Consider the following 17,953-nt stretch of genomic DNA (forward strand, 5'->3'; position numbering starts at 1 on the left):
TGGCCGGGGCGCCGGGATCGTACGCGATAACGTTATTCGAAACGGTCTGCCGAGCGGCCCCATGCCCACGGCGCCGGCCGCCCGGCGGTCGGGGCTCGGCTTACGGCAGTCTCCGCCCGGTCGGCAGGAGCGTCGCCGTGAGCGTGGCCGCCAGCCACTCCTCGTACGTGTCGGTCGACCAACTCCGCCCCGCGGTCAGCTGGTTGTAGAGCTGCGGGCCCGCCAGGGCCCAGAGCGCGTCCGCCAGGTGGGCCGGATCCGCGTCCGGACCCAGCGCGCCGGTCTCGTCGAGGTGGGTGACGAACGCGGTGACGCCGATGAGCCGTTCCCGCTCGGCCGTCTCCAGGACCTCACCGACGTCCGGTCCGGCCTGCGTGAGCAGGGCGAACAGCTCGGCGACCCGTTCGTGGATGCCGCGCACGAACGCGGCGTAGAGCCGGAGCTTGGCGACCGGCTCGGCGGTCCGCAGGATCTCCCGCATCAGGGGGCGGTCTCCCATGGGCACCGGGTCGTCGTCGCCGGCCAGCGTGATGTCCCAGAGGGCTTTGACCAGGCCCGGTTTGCCGCCGAACGTCTTGTACACCGTCTCCGCCGAGACGCCCGCCCGCTCGGCCACGGCCCGCACGGTCATGGCGTGGTAGCCGTCCCGGAAGAGCAGCTCGCCGCAGGCCTCAAGGATCGCGGCCCGGTTGCGGCGCGCGGCCTCCTGGCGGCGCTCGGAGTTGTAGGTCCGGCGCTGCGTCTCGCCTGCCATCGGTGGACCCCCTCAATCTGTTACAGTCAACTGTATTGAATACATCAAGGCGTATCGAATCACGTCGAACCTATCGAACGAACCTCGGTTGCCGGAGGCACGCATGTCCCGTCCCGCGCCCACGCTCGTGGCACCCGGCGTCCACCGCCTGGGCGATCACGCCGTCAACTTCTACCTGGTCGAACACCCCGACGGTCCGGTCCTGATCGACGCGGGCCTGCCCGCCCACCTGGAGCAGCTGCGCGGGCTGTTGACCGACCTCTGCCGTTCCCTGGCCGACATCCGTGCCGTCCTCCTGACCCACGGCCACCTCGACCACACCGGCCTCGCCCACCCCCTCCAGGAGGCCGGCGCCGACGTCTGGATCCACGACCAGGACGCCGTCATCCTGCGCGACGGCCCGCGCAGCGCGATGCGGCATGCCAAGCCCGAGCGTTCGATGCTCCCGTACCTGCTGCGCAGGCCCGTCGCGCTCGCGGTCCCCCTGCAGATGGCCCGAGCGGGCGCCTTCACCGCACCGGCCGTCCAGGGTGCGCGGGTCTTCGACGCCGACCAGGTGCTGCAGGACGTCCCCGGTGCCCCGCAGGCCGTCGTCCTGCCCGGCCACACGCTCGGCAGCACCGCGTACTTCTTCGCCGACCGCGGACTGGTCTTCACCGGCGACGCGCTGGTCACCGCGGACGGGCTGGTCGGCCGTACCGGCCCCACGATCGTGAGCCGCTGCTTCACCCACGACAGCCGAGCCGCGCTCGCCGCCCTGGACCGCCTCGACGAACTCCCGGCGGACCTGCTCCTGCCCGGCCACGGCGAGCCCTTCACGGACGGCATCCGCGCGGCCACCCGCCAGGCGCGGCAGTTCGGCGTCCACTGACCTCTGGACAGCACGACGGACAGAACGGCAAAGGCGATCGGCCCGAGGAAACCTCGGGCCGATCGCCTTTGCCGTACAGCTGAAAGCCAGTACCCCCAACGGGATTCGAACCCGTGCTACCGCCTTGAAAGGGCGGCGTCCTAGGCCGCTAGACGATGAGGGCTCTCGGCTCACCTGGGCGTCTCGCGACGCGTCAGGGGACGTGCCGAGCATATGGGATCGCGGGAGGGATCGCCAAAACTGTTTACGGGGCGGAGGGCGACGAGGACCCGGGGGAGGACGAGGACGGCGGGGTGGAATCGGACGGCTCCGGGGACGACGGGACCGCGCCCGGCTTGTTGTCGTCCGGGAGGTGGCGGGAGACCTCGGCGGTCGTCTCGCCCAGGCCGCCGAGTTTGATCGCGTCCCAGGCCTGGAGGCGGCGGGTGTCCCGGTCGAAGTAGAGGATCGAGGCCTCGATGGGGGCGGGGTACTTGTGTTCGAGGGCGCGCAGGCCGCTCCCGCCCGTCGAGCCCTCCATCCGCAGCCGGGTCCCGTACTTGAGGATCTCGTCGCCCTCGTGATGCAGATGCCCGCACAGCACGAGCGGTACCTCGCCGTCCGTCTCGCGGGCCGCGGACGGTTCGTGGGCGACGGCGATGTCGACCGGGGTGCCGGCCGCCTTCTGGTCGTGCAGGGCCGCGGCGAGGCGGGCGCCCGCGAGCTCCTCCGAGGCGTCGGCGCCCTCCGCGTTCGAGCGGTCGGGGGTGAACTGCGGGTCGCCGATGCCGGCGAAGCGCAGCCCTGCGACGGTCTCGGCGCGGCCGTCGTCGAGGACGTGCACGTTCTTCATGCGCTCCAGGTAGCGCTGGGTGGCCTGGGAGTCGTGGTTGCCGCGGACCCAGACGTAGGGCGCGCCGAGGTCGGCGATGGGGTCGAGGAAGCCGTTCTCGGCGGCCGTGCCGTGGTCCATGGTGTCGCCGGAGTCGACGATCACGTTGACCTTGTACTGGTCCACCAGCGAGGCGATGATCTTCCAGCTCGCCGGGTTCAGGTGGATGTCGGACACGTGCAGGACGCGGATCGAGGTCGGGTCGGGCTGGTAGGCCGGGAGCGTGGACGTGACGTCGTAGAGCTTGGTCACGTTCGTCACCAGGCGGGCCAACTCCTTCTGGTAGACGTCGAATTCGGTGACGATGTTGCGCGCGTTGCCGACGAGCGAGGGGGCCGAGGAGAGCAGGCCGGAGTACTTCGGCTCCAGGATGGATTCGGAGTTCCAGGTCGCGAACGCCGAGACGCCGCTGGCCAGCAGGAGGGCGAGGGCGGTGGAGCCGGCGGCGAGGGCGCGGCGGGGGCGTCGGTAGACGGCGAGGCCGAGCGCGGTGGCGCCGGAGACGACGGCGACGGTGGAGCGCACGGCGAGGTCGAGGGTGCCGTGTTCGACGTCCTTGGCGACCTCGTCCTGGAGCCCGGAGAGGCGCTCGGGGTGGTCGACGAGGGCCTGCGCGCGGACCGGGTCGAGCTGGTCGACGTTGACGTCGAGGCGGACGGGCGCGTGGTGGCTGTCGAGCTGGAGGGCGCCGAGCGGGGAGATGTTGATCTTCGTGCCGCCGGTGAGGGAGGGGCGCAGGGTCATCGTGGTGTTCATGGGGCCCACGGGGACACGGACATTGCCCACGACGAGCAGTCCCAGCCACGCGCCGAGCACCACGACGACGACCAGGCCGAGGGCGCGGAGCCACGGGTTGGTCTGGGGGACGAGAGCGGTGGTGGGCGGTTGGCGGAGTGCGCGCCGGCGGCGGCCGAGGGTGCGCGGAACCCTTCGTAGCCAGTGCGGAGCGGACAGTACGGCGGCGGGGACGCGGACCATTGGTCCCGTATGCCCAAGTCCGCCGTCGGATATGCGGGTGGGTCCATGTCTCTCGTACGGGCGTCCGGTGGCCGACAATGGGTGGGTGCTGGAGATGACGCGCGAGGAGTTCGAGGAACTGGTCGCCGAGTCGCTGGACCGGATCCCGCCGGAGCTGACACGGCTGATGGACAACGTGGCGGTGTTCGTCGAGGACGAGCCGCCGGCGAACGACCCCGAGCTGCTCGGGCTCTACGAGGGGACGCCGCTGACGGATCGCGGGGAGTGGTACGCCGGTGTCCTGCCGGACCGGATCACGATCTACCGCGGGCCGACGCTCAGGATGTGCGAGACGCGGGAGGAGGTCGTGGCGGAGACCGAGGTGACGGTCGTGCACGAGATCGCCCACCACTTCGGCATCGACGACGCCCGACTGCACGCTCTGGGGTACGGGTGAGCGCGGTGCGTGTCCTCTTGCGGGCGGCGGGAGTTGGGGAGGTTGACTCCCTTTCCCCGCTCGGAGGTGGCTGCCCGTGCGCGCCTTGTACGTACCCGTTCGTCTCGCGGTCACGGTCGTCGCCGTCGCCGCCGTGGCCGGCTGTATGAGCGTGGGGGACGACGGTGAGGGCGGGAGCGCGAAGCCGTCGCACTCCGCCGGCCGGCACGGTGGTGAGGCCCCGGACGGGGGCACCGGTCCGGCCGGGGGCGGTGCCGGGTTCGGGGCTGCGGGGGACGCCAAGCACGGGGGCGGGAAGGGCCACGGGAAGCCGGGGGAGTCGGCGAGTCCGTCCGCGTCGCCGTCGGCCGACGCGAGCGCGTCCGCTCCCGGCAAGGGCAAGCCGGGCCGCACCGAGAAGCCGGGGGACCCGGCGCCGACCAAGGCGCAGCCCACGCCGACCCAGTCCGAGCAGCCGCCGCCCCCGCCCGCCTCGCCCGAGCCGCCCGCCTCCCCGGAGCCGCCCCCGCCGTCCGCCGAGCCCTCGTCGTCGGCGCACCCCGAGGCGGGACCGCAGCTGGCGGACCGCGAGCCGGCGCCCACGGCGGGCACTCCGGCGTAAGGCCTGGCCCCCTCGGGTGTGAGCTACGTCAAGTCAGGCTGACTTCGTTTGCCGTCGGGGGTGCAGGGTGCGTATGGTGGTAGATCGTTTGATCCCATTGCCCGGCGCCACTGCAGAGCGCGCCGTGTGGCGCGTACTCTCCCTTGCCGTGGCGGACCGCATTGAGGCGGTCGATAGCGAATCACGGAGTTGACGGGCGCGTGCCGACGGATACTCCGGAAGGTTTCGCATTCGCATGTCCATTTCCAGTACTGATCACGTCGTCATGCCCGAGAACGAGGGCGACGAGACGACCGTAGACACCGCCGTGGAGGCGCCCGAGGTGACCTTCGCGTCCCTCGGCCTCCCCGAGGGCGTCGTGCGCAAGCTCGCGCAGAACGGCGTGACGGTCCCCTTCCCGATCCAGGCGGCGACCATCCCGGACGCCCTGGCCGGCAAGGACATCCTCGGCCGTGGCCGCACCGGCTCCGGCAAGACCCTCTCCTTCGGTCTGCCGACCCTGGCCCAGCTGGCCGGCGGCCGCACCGAGAAGCACAAGCCGCGCGCGGTCATCCTCACCCCGACCCGCGAGCTCGCGATGCAGGTCGCGGACGCCCTCCAGCCCTACGGCGACGTCCTCGGCCTCAAGATGAAGGTCGTCTGCGGCGGTACGTCGATGGGCAACCAGATCTACGCCCTGGAGCGCGGCGTCGACGTCCTCGTCGCTACCCCGGGCCGGCTGCGCGACATCATCAACCGCGGCGCCTGCTCCCTGGAGAACGTCCAGATCGCCGTCATCGACGAGGCCGACCAGATGTCCGACCTGGGCTTCCTGCCCGAGGTCACCGAGCTGCTCGACCAGGTCCCGGCCGGCGGCCAGCGCATGCTGTTCTCGGCCACGATGGAGAACGAGATCTCCACGCTGGTCAAGCGCTACCTGACCGACGAGGTCACGCACGAGGTCGACAGCGCGCAGGGCAACGTCACGACGATGTCCCACCACATCCTCATCGTGAAGCCCAAGGACAAGGCGCCGGTCACCGCCGCGATCGCCTCCCGCAAGGGCCGCACGATCATCTTCGTCCGCACCCAGCTGGGCGCCGACCGCATCGCCGAGCAACTGCGCGAGTCCGGCGTGAAGGCCGACGCGCTGCACGGCGGCATGACGCAGGGCGCCCGTACGCGGACGCTGGCGGACTTCAAGGAGGGCTACGTCAACGCGCTCGTCGCGACCGACGTGGCCGCCCGCGGTATCCACGTCGACGGCATCGACCTGGTCCTGAACGTGGACCCGGCCGGCGACCACAAGGACTACCTGCACCGTGCGGGCCGTACCGCTCGCGCGGGCCGCACCGGCACCGTCGTCTCCCTCTCCCTGCCGCACCAGCGGCGCCAGATCTTCCGGCTGATGGAGGACGCGGGCGTCGACGCCGGGCGTCACATCATCAACTCCGGTACGGCGTTCGAGCCCGAGGTCGCCGAGATCACCGGCGCCCGTTCGATGACCGAGGTCCAGGCCGAGTCGGCCGGGAACGCGGCGCAGCAGGCCGAGCGTGAGGTCACCCAGCTCACCAAGGAGCTGGAGCGGGCCACCCGCCGCGCGTCCGAGCTGCGCGAGGAGGCCGACCGCCTGGTCGCCCGCGCCGCCCGTGAGCGGGGCGACGACCCGGAGGCAGCGGTGGCCGAGGCCGCCGCCGTCGTCGAGGCCGCTGCCGAGCAGGCCGCCGCCGAGGCGCCGGTCCGCGAGGCGTCCTCGTACGAGCGTCCGCGTCAGCAGCGTGACGAGCGTGGCAACTACGAGCGCCGTGACCGTCGTGACGACCGCCCGTCGGGTGGCTTCCGTCGCGACGACCGCGGTGGCAACGACCGTGGCCGTTCCTTCGAGCGTCGTGACGACCGTCCGTCCGGTGGCTTCCGCCGGGACAACGACCGTCGTGACGGTGGCCGTTCGTTCGACCGTCGTGACGACCGCCCGTCCGGTGGCTTCCGCCGTGACGACCGCGGTGGCAACGACCGTGGCGGCTTCCGTCGCGACGACCGTCCCTCCGGCGGCTTCAACAGCGACCGTCGTGACGGCGACCGCGGTGGCCGTTCCTTCGAGCGCCGCGACGAGCGCCCCACGGGTGGTGGCTTCCGCCGCGACAACGACCGTCGGGACAACGACCGTGGCGGCTTCCGCCGTGACGACCGTCCCGCGACCGGTCACCGGGGCAGCGACCGTCCGTTCAACCGCGACCGCCAGGGCGACCGCCCCGGCTTCCGCGCCGGCGGTCACGACCGCCCGAGCCACCGCGGCACCAGCGGCACGGGCACCGGCACCGGTTCCTTCGGCCGCCGCGACGACAAGCCGCGCTGGAAGCGCAACGGCTGACAGCTGATGGTCGACGCCGGTTGAATTGAGGCCGGTTGACTCGAGAAGGGCCCGTACGACTTCGGTCGTGCGGGCCCTTTCTGTGAAGTCACTGTAAGATCAGCGCACTTGAGAGGCGGATGCGCCGGCCGGGGGGCCTGGGACATCGAGCATCGGTGTACGTCCCGCCTCATGTCTCGGGGAGGGTCTTCCTTGGCTCGTCGTGCCCACATACGCCTGCGTCTGCTGGCCGCCTCCGCCGTCCTGGCGGCCGGTCTGGCTCCGCTCCTGCCGACGACAGCCGTCGCCGAGGGGGCGCAGGACGCACCGCAGGAGACGGTGGTGCCGGCGACGCAGCGGGACACCTACACCGCGGCGAGCCTGCAGAACCCGTCCTCGTACAGCGGACATGACGGTGCCGGAGCTCAGGGCGTCTTCCACTCCCTCGAAGGCGCCGGGACGGTCTGGACGCGGTACTCGGACGGGACGTCCGTGCCCGTGGCGCGTCCCGCGGGAAGCACCGGCTGGTACGGAACCGGCAGCGACACCCTCGCGTTCCTCTACGCCGACGGCCGCACCGACCTGTGGAACGCCGTCGACGGAACCACCCGTACGGTCCATGTGCCCGCAGGCCTGTCCCGGCTCTCCGCGTACGGCGACCTCGTGGTCGGCTGGCGCAGTGTGCAGGACGAGAACGGGACGGCCTGGCGGGAGATGCACCTGCTGCTCCCGGAGGCCGACGGCACCACCCGTGACGTACCGGTCACCGGGCTGCCCGCCGGGGTGAACCTCGGAGCCGTGCTGGGCGGCGACGGGGACGGACTGCTCTTCCAGGCCGCGCGGAACGGGCAGTATCTGTCGGTGCTGGTCGACCGGGCGACGGGCCAGGTGCTGAGCCTGACGCCGCCGCGCTCCAAGGTCTATCTCAAGGCGCAGTTCACCACCGACCACGTGGTGGTCTTCAACGTCAACGACCCGACCGTCCTGGTCTACCCGCGCTCCGACCTGTCCGCCGCTCCGACCGCGGTCACGGTGGGCGGCAGTGGCGTGAACCCGGCGCAGGACCTCGCCGTCGTCGGCGACTGGCTCATCCACCGGCCCAGCGCCGGCACGACCGTCCTCGCCAAGCCCCTCTCCGGGGGCCCCGAGGTGACCCTGCTGACCTCGTCGAGCCCTGGCGCCTCCGCCGTCCCCGACGGCACCGCCGTCATGATCGGACGCACCGGCGCCGGGCAGTGGGGCATCCAGCGCATCGCCCCCGGCGCCGACGGCAGCCCCACGGTCACCATGGTCAAGGCGCTGCCGAAACCGACGTACAAGATCCAGGGGCTGGCGCTGGATCAGGGGCGGCTGGTCGTCGCCGATCCCAGCAGCGGGTACCGCGACATCTATGGAAGGACCGTGGCCGCGACCGGCACGCCGACGTTCGGCAGCCGCTCGTCGTACGACGGGCCCGGTAGGACGCTGGCCGCCTGTCCGGTGACGGATCTCGGCTGCTCGCAGCTGTTCGGCACGGCGGCCGGACCGGTCGTGTGGCTGGAGCGGGGCTCCGGTCAGTACGACACGATCAGGTCCGGCGGGCCTGGCAACTCCTGGACCCACTCTGTCCCCGCCGGAGGCCGGATCACCGACGTCTCGGGCCGGTACGTGCTGTACACGACCGCCACCGAGCAGTACGTCTACCGGCTCGGCGCGCAGGGCGAGGGCCCGGTCGTCACCCGTCCTTCCGGTGCCGCCGCCCTCGACGGGGACACGCTGTGGGTGGCCGACGGGGAGGGCGGGAGCGTCACCGCCCTCGACCTCACGCGGAAGACGGGCGACAGCCTCGCCCTCGACTCCAGCTGCGCTCCGACGGACCTCCAGGCTCTCGGCCGTTGGCTCTACTGGAACTGCGGTGACGGCAGGTCCGGCGTCTACGACCGGACGACGAGCAGGTCCGTGCCCGTCCCGGCCGACGAGGCAAAGCTGGGGGACGGATTCGTCGTCACGCACGACAGGGCGGCCGGGCGGCTGACGCTCACCACGGTCGCGGACGGCACCCCCGTGAGCCGGGTCATCGGCGACCTGCCCGACACCGGCCTCTCCCAGCGGGACGTGCGCTGGACGGTGGACGAGTCCGGGGCGAACGCGGCCTACGTGGACACCAAGGAGCAGGTGCACCTGGTGCCGTCCGGGGTGGCGCAGCAGCCGTTGCGGCTGTCGGCACCGGCGGTGAAGGAGGAGCAGGTGAACGCGAGCGAGGTGGACGACCGCGTTCCCGACCTCACCACGGCACTGCTGTCGAAGCCGGCCGCGTCCTGGCAGCTGACGGTGCGTGACAAGGCGACCGGCAAGGTCGTCGACGGCACGGACGGCGGCCTGGTGCGCGGCGAGCTCAAGGTCGGGTGGGACGGCGTCGGCGGGAGCGGCTTCCTGCCCAACGGGTCGTACGACTGGACGCTGTCGGTCACGCCCGCGGACGGGGTCGGCACACCTTTGAAGGTCACGGGCACCGTCCGGTTGCGGCATGCCGGCGCGGTCCGGCACGACTACCAGGGCAGCCCGGCGTGGCAGCCGGACGGCATCGGTGACCTGCTCACCCTCGACTCCTCCGGCCGCCTGACGTCTCACCAGGGCACGGGCAAGGGCGCGTTCAAGGATCCGCTCACGGGCGGAGGGTGGCGGACGGCCACTCAGGTGGTCCCGGTCGGCGACCTGAGCGGAGACCGCTGCAACGACGTGATCGTGCGCTACACCAGCGGGGCCGCGCGCCTGTACAAGGCGGGTTGCGGGACCGAGCTCACCACGTCGACGCCGTACACCACGCTGGTCACGAGCGGCTGGAACGCGTACGACGTGCTCACGGCCCCCGGCGACGTCAGCGGCGACGGCCGCCCGGACCTCATCGCCCGCAACGCCTCCACCGGCGCGGTCTACCTCTACAAGGGCACGAGCGCGGGGAAGTTGTCGGCGCGGGTGAAGCTGTACGACAACTGGAAGACGTACAAGAAGGTCGTCGGCGTCGGTGACCTGAACGGTGACGGGATCGGTGACCTGGTCGCGCAGGACAAGTCCAACAACCTGTACCGGTACTACGGCACGGGCAGGGGCACGTTCGGCACGCGCGTGAAGCTGTCGGCGAGTTGGGGTGTCTCGTACAACGTGGTCGTCGGTGCCGGTGACATCACCGGGGACGGCAGGGCCGACCTGGTCGCCCGTGACACGGCCGGCAATCTGTACCGGCTCGACGGGACGGGCAAGGGCACGTTCGGCACGCGCGTGAAGATCGGGACGGGTTGGCAGCGGTACAAGGGGCTTTTCTAGAGGGCCATTTGAGGGCGCTTGAGGGCACCTTGAGGGCACTTGCAGGGGGAGTTCTCCTGGAGGGCCGATTTCTAGCCAAGTTGTGACGTGTGTCACGCCCCCGGCAGGGGAATTGCTGGGGGCATGACAGATGACGCCATAGCGAGTGGGCTGTCTGACGAAGAGCGATTGGCCCAGCTCGGCTACACGCAGGTTCTCGCCCGCCGCATGTCGGCGTTCTCCAACTACGCGGTGTCCTTCACGATCATCTCGGTCCTGTCGGGCTGCCTGACGCTCTACCTGTTCGGGATGAACACGGGCGGCCCCGCCGTGATCACCTGGGGCTGGGTGGCGGTCGGCCTGATGACGCTGTTCGTCGGCCTGTCGATGGCCGAGATCTGTTCGGCGTACCCGACCTCGGCGGGCCTGTACTTCTGGGCCCACCGCCTGGCGCCGCCCCGTTCGGCTGCGGCTTGGGCGTGGTTCACGGGCTGGTTCAACGTGCTGGGCCAGGTCGCGGTGACCGCCGGCATCGACTTCGGCGCGGCTTCCTTCCTGGGCGCGTACCTGAACCTGCAGTTCGACTTCAAGGTGACGCCGGGCCGGACGATTCTGCTCTTCGCCGGAATCCTGATCCTCCACGGCCTCCTGAACACTTTCGGCGTCCGGATCGTCGCCCTGCTCAACAGCGTCAGCGTGTGGTGGCACGTGCTGGGCGTCGGCGTGATCGTCGGCGCGCTGGCCTTCGTACCGGACCACCACCAGTCGACGACCTTCGTCTTCACGGAGTTCGTGAACAACACGGGCTGGGGAAGCGGGGTGTACGTAGTCCTCATCGGCCTGTTGATGGCCCAGTACACCTTCACCGGCTACGACGCGTCGGCCCACATGACGGAGGAGACGCACGACGCGTCGACGGCGGGCCCGAAGGGGATCGTCCGCTCGATCTGGACGTCATGGATAGCGGGCTTCGTGCTGCTGCTGGGCTTCACGTACGCGATCCAGAACTACGACAAGGAGTTGGGGTCGGCGACGGGCGCGCCGCCGGCCCAGATCCTCCTGGACGCACTGGGCGCGACGGCGGGCAAGCTGCTGCTCCTGGTCGTCATCGGGGCGCAGTTGTTCTGCGGGATGGCATCGGTGACGGCCAACAGCCGCATGATCTACGCCTTCTCGCGCGACGGCGCGCTCCCCTTCTCGCGGGTCTGGCACACGGTGAGCCCGCGCACGCGTACGCCGGTGGCGGCGGTGTGGCTGGCGGCGGGCGGAGCGCTGGTCCTCGGCCTCCCGTACTTGATCAACTACACGGCCTACGCGGCGGTGACGTCCGTCGCGGTCATCGGCCTCTACATCGCGTACGTCATCCCGACGTTGCTGCGCCTGCGCAAGGGGGAGGGCTTCCAGCGAGGGCCGTGGCATCTGGGCCGCTGGTCACGGGTGATCGGCGTGGTGTCGGTGATCTGGGTCGCCGTAATCACGATCCTGTTCATGCTGCCGCAGGTCTCGCCGGTCACGTGGGAGACCTTCAACTACGCGCCGGTCGCGGTCCTGGCGGTGCTGGGCTTCGCGTGGGTGTGGTGGGTGGCTTCGGCTCGGCACTGGTTCCTGAATCCGGATCATGAACGGACTCGGGAGAGGGAGGCGGCTCGGGGGGCTGCTCGGGGTGGGGGGTCGGTGGGGAAGGTGGATTCGTAGAGGGAGGGGGAGGCAGGGAAGGTGGGCTCCTGGGGAGGGGGAGGTGGGGCGGGCTTCGGCTCGTCCCGCGCCGGGCTTCGGGTGATCGCCGGCTGGCTTCTGCCGGGCTTCGGGTGATCTGTCGCCGATCTTCCGGGCCGACGCGGCCGTGTCTCCGATACCCGATCGGAGACACGGCCGGGTCCGGCTATGCTCGGGGAGGCAACATCGCCTGGGCCCTTAGCTCAATTGGCAGAGCAGTGGACTTTTAATCCATTGGTTGTGGGTTCGAGTCCCACAGGGCCTACCGAGGACAGAGCTGATCCGTAGCTCTGAACAGTGGGTTCGTGGCCTCAGTCAGTCGTCCTGGCGGGGGCCACGCCACGTGAGGCATCGAAGGCGTCGGTCAGTCCGTCGAGGCGGTCGGCAAGTTGCCGGAGCCGATCTGCGTGTGCCATGAGGCTCTCCGAGAGGCGGCGCAAGTCGTCGGAACCGTGTGGGTGCCAGTCGCCATCCATCTCGACGTTCACGAAGGGGACGTGTCCGGGTGGGCGCTCGGTGAAGGGGCGCTGTTCGAAGCACGCACGCAGAACCACCGCTGTGCCACGGCTCGTTGAGGTTGTGAATTCGTAGTCAGGGCTCGCGTGCGTGATGTCGACGCGGTAGCCGTCGGGCTGATGCTCTTTCTCGCTTCCCGCACATCAGTCGGGTTCCCAGATGGTGACAGGCCCGTGGTCGCACGTGGGGACAGTCACTGTCCGGGACTTGTCGTCATGATCCGGCATGAGCGGGTTCCTTGTTCCGGTAGTCATTGGCCCTGGGCCGGCGTGGTGGGGGTCCCCCGCTCATTCCTCGTTCAGGAGTTCAGCCGCGGCCTTCGGATCCATGAGGGTCGACCAGGCTTGCTCGGCGGGAAGAAGGGGGCGGCTGGGCAGGGCGTACTCGGGGTACCAGACGGTGGGATCGCAGCCGGGGACATGGCGCAGGATGACCGCGATGAGATCGTCGGGAACGGAGCCGGTGATGCGCACCGCACAATAGGTCTCATGGCCGTCGTCGGCGCGTACGAGGATGCCGAGGCGAAAAGTGGGAAAGTCGGCGGCGTGTTCATGCCCGTCGTGCAGTGATCCACGAGCCAGCTCCCGGACAGTCGCAGCGAGATGGCGGACAAGCCGGGCGCCGACTTCGAGTTGGTAGCGTTCATGGTCGTCCTGGTCGGGGAGGATATGCCCGACGTACGTTTTGGTGCTCAGTGGCTGACGGTTGTCGGCGTTGTAGCGGGCTCGTGCAGCCCTCGCGGTCGTCTCCAGCGCTGAGTAGAAGTCGTCTGACGACCCGTCCTCGCGTTGCCCGGCGGCGATGAGCCAGGGCAGGTCCTCGTCGGTCCAGATCGCTCCGCGCCAGCGTTGGACCTTGACTTTGAAGAGCACCTCGTCATCGATCGAGCGGATCCGCTCATGGCCGGCCTCGTCGTCGGCGAAGTGCTCCCGGGCCTTGGCCAGGATCGGATGATCCAGTTCATCGAGCGGCTCCCGGGCAGACGGAAGCGGTAGTTTCAGATCCTCGCGGAGCGCGCGGAGAGTGGGTCGAGCGGGCCGCACGGATCAGTCGTCCTCGCCCACTCCGCCGAGTTCCTTGATCCGCTCCGGTGACAGTCCGGTGAGCAGCGAGACGCTCGATTCCACGGATCCGTCAAGCTTGCGCATCTTCTCCAGCATGTTGGCCCGAACCTCCTCGCGGCGGATCTCCAAGTAGGTTCGGACGGCCTCCGCGACCAGGTCCTTCTTCGTCATCCCCAGGAAATGGGCGCCGTCCGCGATCAGCTCGTCTATGGCCGCATCGACTTTCAACGGTGCTGTCGTCCGGGTTGTTCGACTGCGGGTTTCCTCTGTGGTCCTCATGCTCACACCCTCTCTGGTACCAAAAGGTACTCCTATTCTTCTCTACTCGTGAGTGATAAGTGGACATCGAAGTGCCTGCTCGACCTGCTTGCCAGTCTCGACAGTCACGGCGCTCGTCCCGTGGTCGCCCTCATGGTGAGGACCCTTCTTGTATCAAGCGTTTGACACAAGGTGCCGCCCGAGGCCATCTTGTACCTGCCACTTGGTACAAGATGCTCTGGGGGCCTCCGCATGCTCGACACCGTCCCGTTTCAGGAGAGATTCCTCGATCATGCCGATCAGTACGCCCGCTGGTCCGGCCTCGCCATCGGCGTCATGGTCGCGCAGGCGCTGGCCACGCTCGGGCAGGTCGAGTTCGAGCAGCGGGTCGTGTTCTGCATCACCGCTTTCGGGGTGTGCACGGTGGCTGGCGTTCTTCTCGCGGACGCGCTGACTCTGCTTCCTCAGGACGCGGTGCGCACCGCGAGTCTCGCTCCGCGCATGGTCAGGGACCACGTGCCGCCACGCATGGGTCCCCTGATCGCCCTCCAGGGGGTCACGCTCGTCGTGCTGCTGGCGATCACCGCCGCCACGGCCTCCGTCGACTCCGGCCGTGTCCTCAGCAGGGGCAAGGTCCTCACCGTCGCCTGCAACGGGATTCCGGCGACCCTGGGCCCCTGGCCCGGCCTGTACTACAGCCTTCCGATGTTCGGCGCGCTCGCCATAGCCACCCCTACCTGCGTGTGGGCACTGCGCCGTATCGCTCACGGACCGGGTGAGGAGCAGCAGCGTCGCAACCGCGCCTGGGCGGTGACCGGGGCCTGGGGCCTGCTCGTGTCGGGCCAGCAGTTGTACGCGGTGCTGATGATCACCATCTCCTTCATGGAGACGGGCTGCGCCGGCGCGACGGGCGCACTCACCTTCTGGGTGTTCTATCCGCTGGCCCTGGTGAACCTCTTCACCGTCGTCTGGTCCCTGCTCACCGTCGTGGCTCCGCGCGCCGTCGACGACGTGGCGGAAGGAGACCACGCCGGTGAATGAGCCTGCCGTACGCGTCGACACCACCAGCCCCGTACCGCCGTACCTGCAGATCCGCGCGCAGCTCGGCGCGCTGATCGTCACCGGCCGGCTGGTCGAGGGCGACAGGCTGCCGACCGTGCGTCAACTGGCCACCGACCTCGGCCTCGCACCGGGCACCGCGGCCCGCGCCTACCGCGAACTGGAGGCCGAGGGTCTGATCCGCACGCGCCGGGGTGCCGGTTCCCGGGTCGCGGCGCCGCCGGCCCGCCCCGCTCATGACCATGCCTCCCAACTCATCGCCCTTGCCCGTGACTTCACCTTCTCCGCCCGCGCGCTGGGTGCCGACACGGAGGCCATCCTCGCCGCCGTCCGTGACGCCCTCGACCCGGAAACGCGGTGAAAGGTGCACCTGAGTACACCCCGAACCCGGAGGACACCCCCATCCTCCCCGCCCCGCCGATGCGGTTCGCTGGTGATCGTCACCGTTCAGGATCAGGACCACAGCAACGGGGGATTCGATCATGCAGGTTCAGCAGGTTCAGCAGGTTGAGCAGGTTCAGCAGACTCAGAAGATTCAGCAGACGCAGTCGTCCAAGAAGACCGTGGCCGTCGTGCTCGGCGCAGCCCTGCTCGCGTTGGCGTCGCCGGCAACCGCAACCGCCGGTATCGCCCCCACCCACTCGGTCACCCACCACCCCTACACCGCAGCCACCCTCCGACAAGACCTCGCCGCCGTCCGCGCAGCCGGCGGCGGTGACGTCAACGTCCTGGCCAGGGTCGACCGACCCCACCGCGCCCCCCTCATGGCCCGCATCGGCACCCGCACCGCCGACTCACCCACCCCCACCCCCGCCCCCATCCCCTGGAACTCCCACTTCCGAGTGGCCAGCACCACCAAGACCTTCACCGCGACCGTCGTCCTCCAACTCGTCGCAGAGAAGCGGCTGTCGCTGGACGACACCGTTGAGCACTGGCTGCCGGGGGTCGTCTCCGGCAACGGCAACGACGGCCGTCGTATCACCGTGCGGGACCTGCTGCGGCAGACCAGTGGGCTGTACGACTACGTCGACGACCCGGAGATCCAGGACCGTCTGATCAACCACTTCGACGAGAACCGGTACGACACCACGCCCGCGGCCGACCTCGTCGCGGTGGCGATGAAGCACCGTCCCGCCTTCGTGCCCGCGCCCGGCGGAGCCACCCGCTGGGCCTACTCCAACACCAACTACCTGCTCGCCGGGATGATCGCCGAGAGGGCGGGTGGCGAGAGCTGGGAGGAACTGGTCGAGCACCGGGTGATCAGGAAACTGCGCCTGCGGGACACCTCCATCCCGGGGCTCGACCCCCGCCTCCCCGACCCGCACGTCAACGCGTACCTCACGACCCCCGACGGCACGCGGCTCGACGTCACCGAGCACAGCCTCCAGCACACCGCGGACTCCGGTGTGGTGAGTACGACCGCCGATCTGAACACCTTCTTCCGCGCCCTCGCCGGCGGCCGGCTGCTCCCCGCCGCGCAGTGGCGCGAGATGCGGACCACCGTCGAGCGGACCGACGACCCGGAGGACGTGGCCGAGATGCCCGTGGGGACCTACGGCCTCGGGCTGCGCAAGATTCCGCTCTCCTGCGGCGGCTTCTACTACACCCACGAAGGCGACGGCGCCGGCGTCAACACCCGCCCCGCCGTGAGCGCGGACGGCACCCGCGCGGTGACCGTCTCCATCACGACCACCACCGCGCCACCCGACCTCGTCGCCCTCAACCGCGCGACCGGCACCCTCGTCGAACACGCCTTTTGCGCGGCGCCCACGCGCTAGCTGTCACGTTCGGGTCCAGCGACCGGCATCGCCCGCCATGAGGTACCCCGCCACGACATCGACAGCGCCTTCCACGACCGGTTCCGCTTGAACGGCAGCTCGAAGAACCGGGCGAACACCCACCCCGTCAGCAGCGACGCCGGCACGCTCAGCAGGACCGTGACCGCGAAGGTCGGCAGGCCGGGGGAGACCACGCGGGGCGCGATCTCGCGGACGGCGATCATGACGATCGGCAAGTGGATGAGGTAGAGGCTGTACGAGATGTCGCCCAGGCCGCGGATCGCGCGGGAGGAGAGCAGGCGCATGAGCCAGGTCGGGTGGCCCGTCGCCACCGCCACCAGCAGCAGCGTCATCGTGGGGGCCGCGGCCAGGTCCACCCAGAAGTAGTGGGTGACCGTCCAGGTCGAGCCCTTCACGACCATCACGGCCAGCACCGGTACGGCGGCCAGCGCGGCGAGCCAGTGCCACGGGAGCCGTCGGATCCGGTCCCGAGCGACCACGATCCCCGCGCCGACCAGGCCGGCCACGAAGACCGGAGCGAGGTTGGGGGTCAGCCAGTTCATGCCCTCGACCGGGTTCGCGTTCGCCGCCATGAGGCCGCGGGCGACGGCCAGCAGGGTCACGCCCGCCACCAGGACGACCGCGCCCAGGCGTCGCCGGATGAACAGGAGGAGGGGGAAGAGGAGGTAGAGCTCCGCCTCCACCGCGATCGACCAGAACGCCCCGTTCGGAGTCGGCGCCATGGCCACGTCCTGCGCCAACAGGCCGTACACCACGACCGTCTTGAGGGTCGGCGGGCCGAAGTGCGAGGCGGGGACGATGAAGTAGGCGACCGCCACGCTCAGTACGAGGGCCGCCCAGTACGGCGGAAGGATGCGCCAGGCGCGGCGGCTCAGGAAACGTGCGGTGCCGCCTGGATGCCAGCCGTTGCGGGCGGCGGAGATGGCCAGGGAGAAGCCGGACAGGACGAGGAAGAAGACCACGGCGAGACGGCCGTACATGAGCCAACCCAGCCAGGACGGGCCCGAGTTGCGCGGGAAACCGGGGAAGGCCAGCAGCCAGCAGTGGAACAGGACAACGTAGAGCGCGGCGAGGCCACGCAGGCCGTCCAGGCCCGGCACATGGCGGGGGACCCGCTCTTCCGGCGTGGCGCTGTCTCGTTGCGGAGTCGGGCGTGCGGGCGCGTCGAGCATGCCTGCGTCGATCGTGTCGACGTCAAGCGTGCTGACGGATCGGCTCGGTTCCGGTGAGATCGCTGGGCCCCCTTCGTACGGCACCGAACGCTCAGCCCGGCACCACCCACAGTGACTGATACGTCGCAATTGGGCGAGCCGTTCAATGGGCGCGTGCGGGGGTTTGGAGGGGTGTACGGGAGCCCGCTCCCACCAGCCCAAATGGTGTAGCCCCCTACACCGCGCCCACCGCCCCCGTCGCTTAGCG

14 protein-coding genes, 2 tRNA genes and 1 pseudogene are annotated in these 17,953 nt (G+C 70.1%); 10 read left to right on the forward strand and 7 right to left on the reverse strand.

Going from position 1 to position 17,953, the window contains the following annotated elements:
• Positions 1–100 precede the first annotated feature (100 nt).
• Positions 101–754: a TetR/AcrR family transcriptional regulator gene (locus ACWDR3_RS23445; protein WP_450354483.1), complete on the reverse strand. Its 654-nt coding sequence runs from the start codon at positions 752–754 to the stop codon at positions 101–103.
• A gap of 103 nt (positions 755–857) precedes the next feature.
• On the opposite strand from ACWDR3_RS23445, the gene ACWDR3_RS23450 reads away from it, so the two are divergent.
• Positions 858–1,625 carry an MBL fold metallo-hydrolase gene (locus ACWDR3_RS23450; protein WP_450354484.1) on the forward strand — a complete coding sequence of 256 codons (768 nt, stop codon included), beginning with the start codon at positions 858–860 and terminating at the stop codon, positions 1,623–1,625.
• Between the two features lie 90 nt (positions 1,626–1,715).
• Here ACWDR3_RS23450 and ACWDR3_RS23455 read toward each other — a convergent pair.
• Positions 1,716–1,788, reverse strand: a tRNA-Glu gene (locus ACWDR3_RS23455).
• Between the two features lie 81 nt (positions 1,789–1,869).
• Positions 1,870–3,474 (reverse strand): metallophosphoesterase family protein, encoded by a 1,605-nt coding sequence (locus ACWDR3_RS23460; protein ID WP_450354485.1) that lies wholly within the window; start codon positions 3,472–3,474, stop codon positions 1,870–1,872.
• Positions 3,475–3,559: 85 nt separating this feature from the next.
• Between ACWDR3_RS23460 and ACWDR3_RS23465 the strand changes: the two genes are divergently transcribed.
• The 6 genes from ACWDR3_RS23465 (at position 3,560) to ACWDR3_RS23490 (ending at position 12,103) form a co-directional block, all read left to right on the forward strand.
• The gene (locus tag ACWDR3_RS23465) at positions 3,560–3,910 is read left to right on the forward strand and encodes a metallopeptidase family protein (protein WP_185146159.1); all 351 of its coding nucleotides are present in this window, start codon (positions 3,560–3,562) and stop codon (positions 3,908–3,910) included.
• A gap of 76 nt (positions 3,911–3,986) precedes the next feature.
• Positions 3,987–4,511 carry a hypothetical protein gene (locus ACWDR3_RS23470; protein WP_450354486.1) on the forward strand — a complete coding sequence of 175 codons (525 nt, stop codon included), beginning with the start codon at positions 3,987–3,989 and terminating at the stop codon, positions 4,509–4,511.
• A gap of 235 nt (positions 4,512–4,746) precedes the next feature.
• Positions 4,747–6,861: a DEAD/DEAH box helicase gene (locus ACWDR3_RS23475; RefSeq protein WP_450354487.1), complete on the forward strand. Its 2,115-nt coding sequence runs from the start codon at positions 4,747–4,749 to the stop codon at positions 6,859–6,861.
• Positions 6,862–7,053: 192 nt separating this feature from the next.
• Positions 7,054–10,143: an FG-GAP repeat domain-containing protein gene (locus ACWDR3_RS23480; protein WP_450354488.1), complete on the forward strand. Its 3,090-nt coding sequence runs from the start codon at positions 7,054–7,056 to the stop codon at positions 10,141–10,143.
• Positions 10,144–10,266: 123 nt separating this feature from the next.
• Positions 10,267–11,817: an amino acid permease gene (locus tag ACWDR3_RS23485; protein WP_450354489.1), complete on the forward strand. Its 1,551-nt coding sequence runs from the start codon at positions 10,267–10,269 to the stop codon at positions 11,815–11,817.
• A gap of 213 nt (positions 11,818–12,030) precedes the next feature.
• Positions 12,031–12,103: transfer RNA gene (locus tag ACWDR3_RS23490), tRNA-Lys, on the forward strand.
• A gap of 46 nt (positions 12,104–12,149) precedes the next feature.
• Here ACWDR3_RS23490 and ACWDR3_RS23495 read toward each other — a convergent pair.
• The 3 genes and pseudogenes from ACWDR3_RS23495 to ACWDR3_RS23505 all read right to left on the reverse strand — a co-directional run.
• Positions 12,150–12,470 (reverse strand): annotated as a pseudogene (locus ACWDR3_RS23495) (DUF6907 domain-containing protein); the annotation flags it as partial.
• A gap of 171 nt (positions 12,471–12,641) precedes the next feature.
• On the reverse strand, positions 12,642–13,397 hold the full coding sequence (locus ACWDR3_RS23500; RefSeq protein WP_450354490.1) for a hypothetical protein: 756 nt from the start codon (positions 13,395–13,397) through the stop codon (positions 12,642–12,644).
• A 3-nt stretch (positions 13,398–13,400) separates the two neighbouring features.
• The gene (locus tag ACWDR3_RS23505) at positions 13,401–13,646 is read right to left on the reverse strand and encodes a hypothetical protein (protein WP_450354491.1); all 246 of its coding nucleotides are present in this window, start codon (positions 13,644–13,646) and stop codon (positions 13,401–13,403) included.
• A 282-nt stretch (positions 13,647–13,928) separates the two neighbouring features.
• Here ACWDR3_RS23505 and ACWDR3_RS23510 point away from each other — a divergent pair, with 282 nt between their 5' ends.
• From ACWDR3_RS23510 to ACWDR3_RS23520, 3 genes are all read left to right on the forward strand, one after another.
• Positions 13,929–14,717 carry a hypothetical protein gene (locus ACWDR3_RS23510; protein WP_450354492.1) on the forward strand — a complete coding sequence of 263 codons (789 nt, stop codon included), beginning with the start codon at positions 13,929–13,931 and terminating at the stop codon, positions 14,715–14,717.
• Entirely contained in the window at positions 14,710–15,096 is a 387-nt protein-coding gene (locus ACWDR3_RS23515; RefSeq protein ID WP_450354493.1) for a GntR family transcriptional regulator, read from the forward strand. The genes ACWDR3_RS23510 and ACWDR3_RS23515 overlap by 8 nt, the downstream gene beginning before the upstream one ends.
• Positions 15,097–15,217: 121 nt before the next feature.
• Positions 15,218–16,513: a serine hydrolase domain-containing protein gene (locus ACWDR3_RS23520; protein ID WP_450354494.1), complete on the forward strand. Its 1,296-nt coding sequence runs from the start codon at positions 15,218–15,220 to the stop codon at positions 16,511–16,513.
• Here the strand turns inward: ACWDR3_RS23520 and ACWDR3_RS23525 are convergent.
• Positions 16,510–17,706, reverse strand: a complete 1,197-nt coding sequence (locus tag ACWDR3_RS23525) for an acyltransferase family protein (protein ID WP_450354495.1) — start codon at positions 17,704–17,706, stop codon at positions 16,510–16,512. The genes ACWDR3_RS23520 and ACWDR3_RS23525 overlap by 4 nt on opposite strands.
• Between the last annotated feature and the right edge of the window lie 247 nt (positions 17,707–17,953).

It is taken from the genome of Streptomyces sp. NPDC001002 (assembly GCF_053599215.1).

Bases quoted from the DNA above. Each gene is read 5' to 3' on its own strand.
- ACWDR3_RS23445 (WP_450354483.1), bottom strand. From the start codon at position 754: ATGGCAGGCGAGACGCAGCGCCGGACCTACAACTCCGAGCGCCGCCAG.
- ACWDR3_RS23450 (WP_450354484.1), top strand. From the start codon at position 858: ATGTCCCGTCCCGCGCCCACGCTCGTGGCACCCGGCGTCCACCGCCTG.
- ACWDR3_RS23460 (WP_450354485.1), bottom strand. From the start codon at position 3,474: ATGGTCCGCGTCCCCGCCGCCGTACTGTCCGCTCCGCACTGGCTACGA.
- ACWDR3_RS23475 (WP_450354487.1), top strand. From the start codon at position 4,747: ATGTCCATTTCCAGTACTGATCACGTCGTCATGCCCGAGAACGAGGGC.
- ACWDR3_RS23485 (WP_450354489.1), top strand. From the start codon at position 10,267: ATGACAGATGACGCCATAGCGAGTGGGCTGTCTGACGAAGAGCGATTG.
- ACWDR3_RS23510 (WP_450354492.1), top strand. From the start codon at position 13,929: ATGCTCGACACCGTCCCGTTTCAGGAGAGATTCCTCGATCATGCCGAT.
- ACWDR3_RS23520 (WP_450354494.1), top strand. From the start codon at position 15,218: ATGCAGGTTCAGCAGGTTCAGCAGGTTGAGCAGGTTCAGCAGACTCAG.
- ACWDR3_RS23525 (WP_450354495.1), bottom strand. From the start codon at position 17,706: ATGCTCGACGCGCCCGCACGCCCGACTCCGCAACGAGACAGCGCCACG.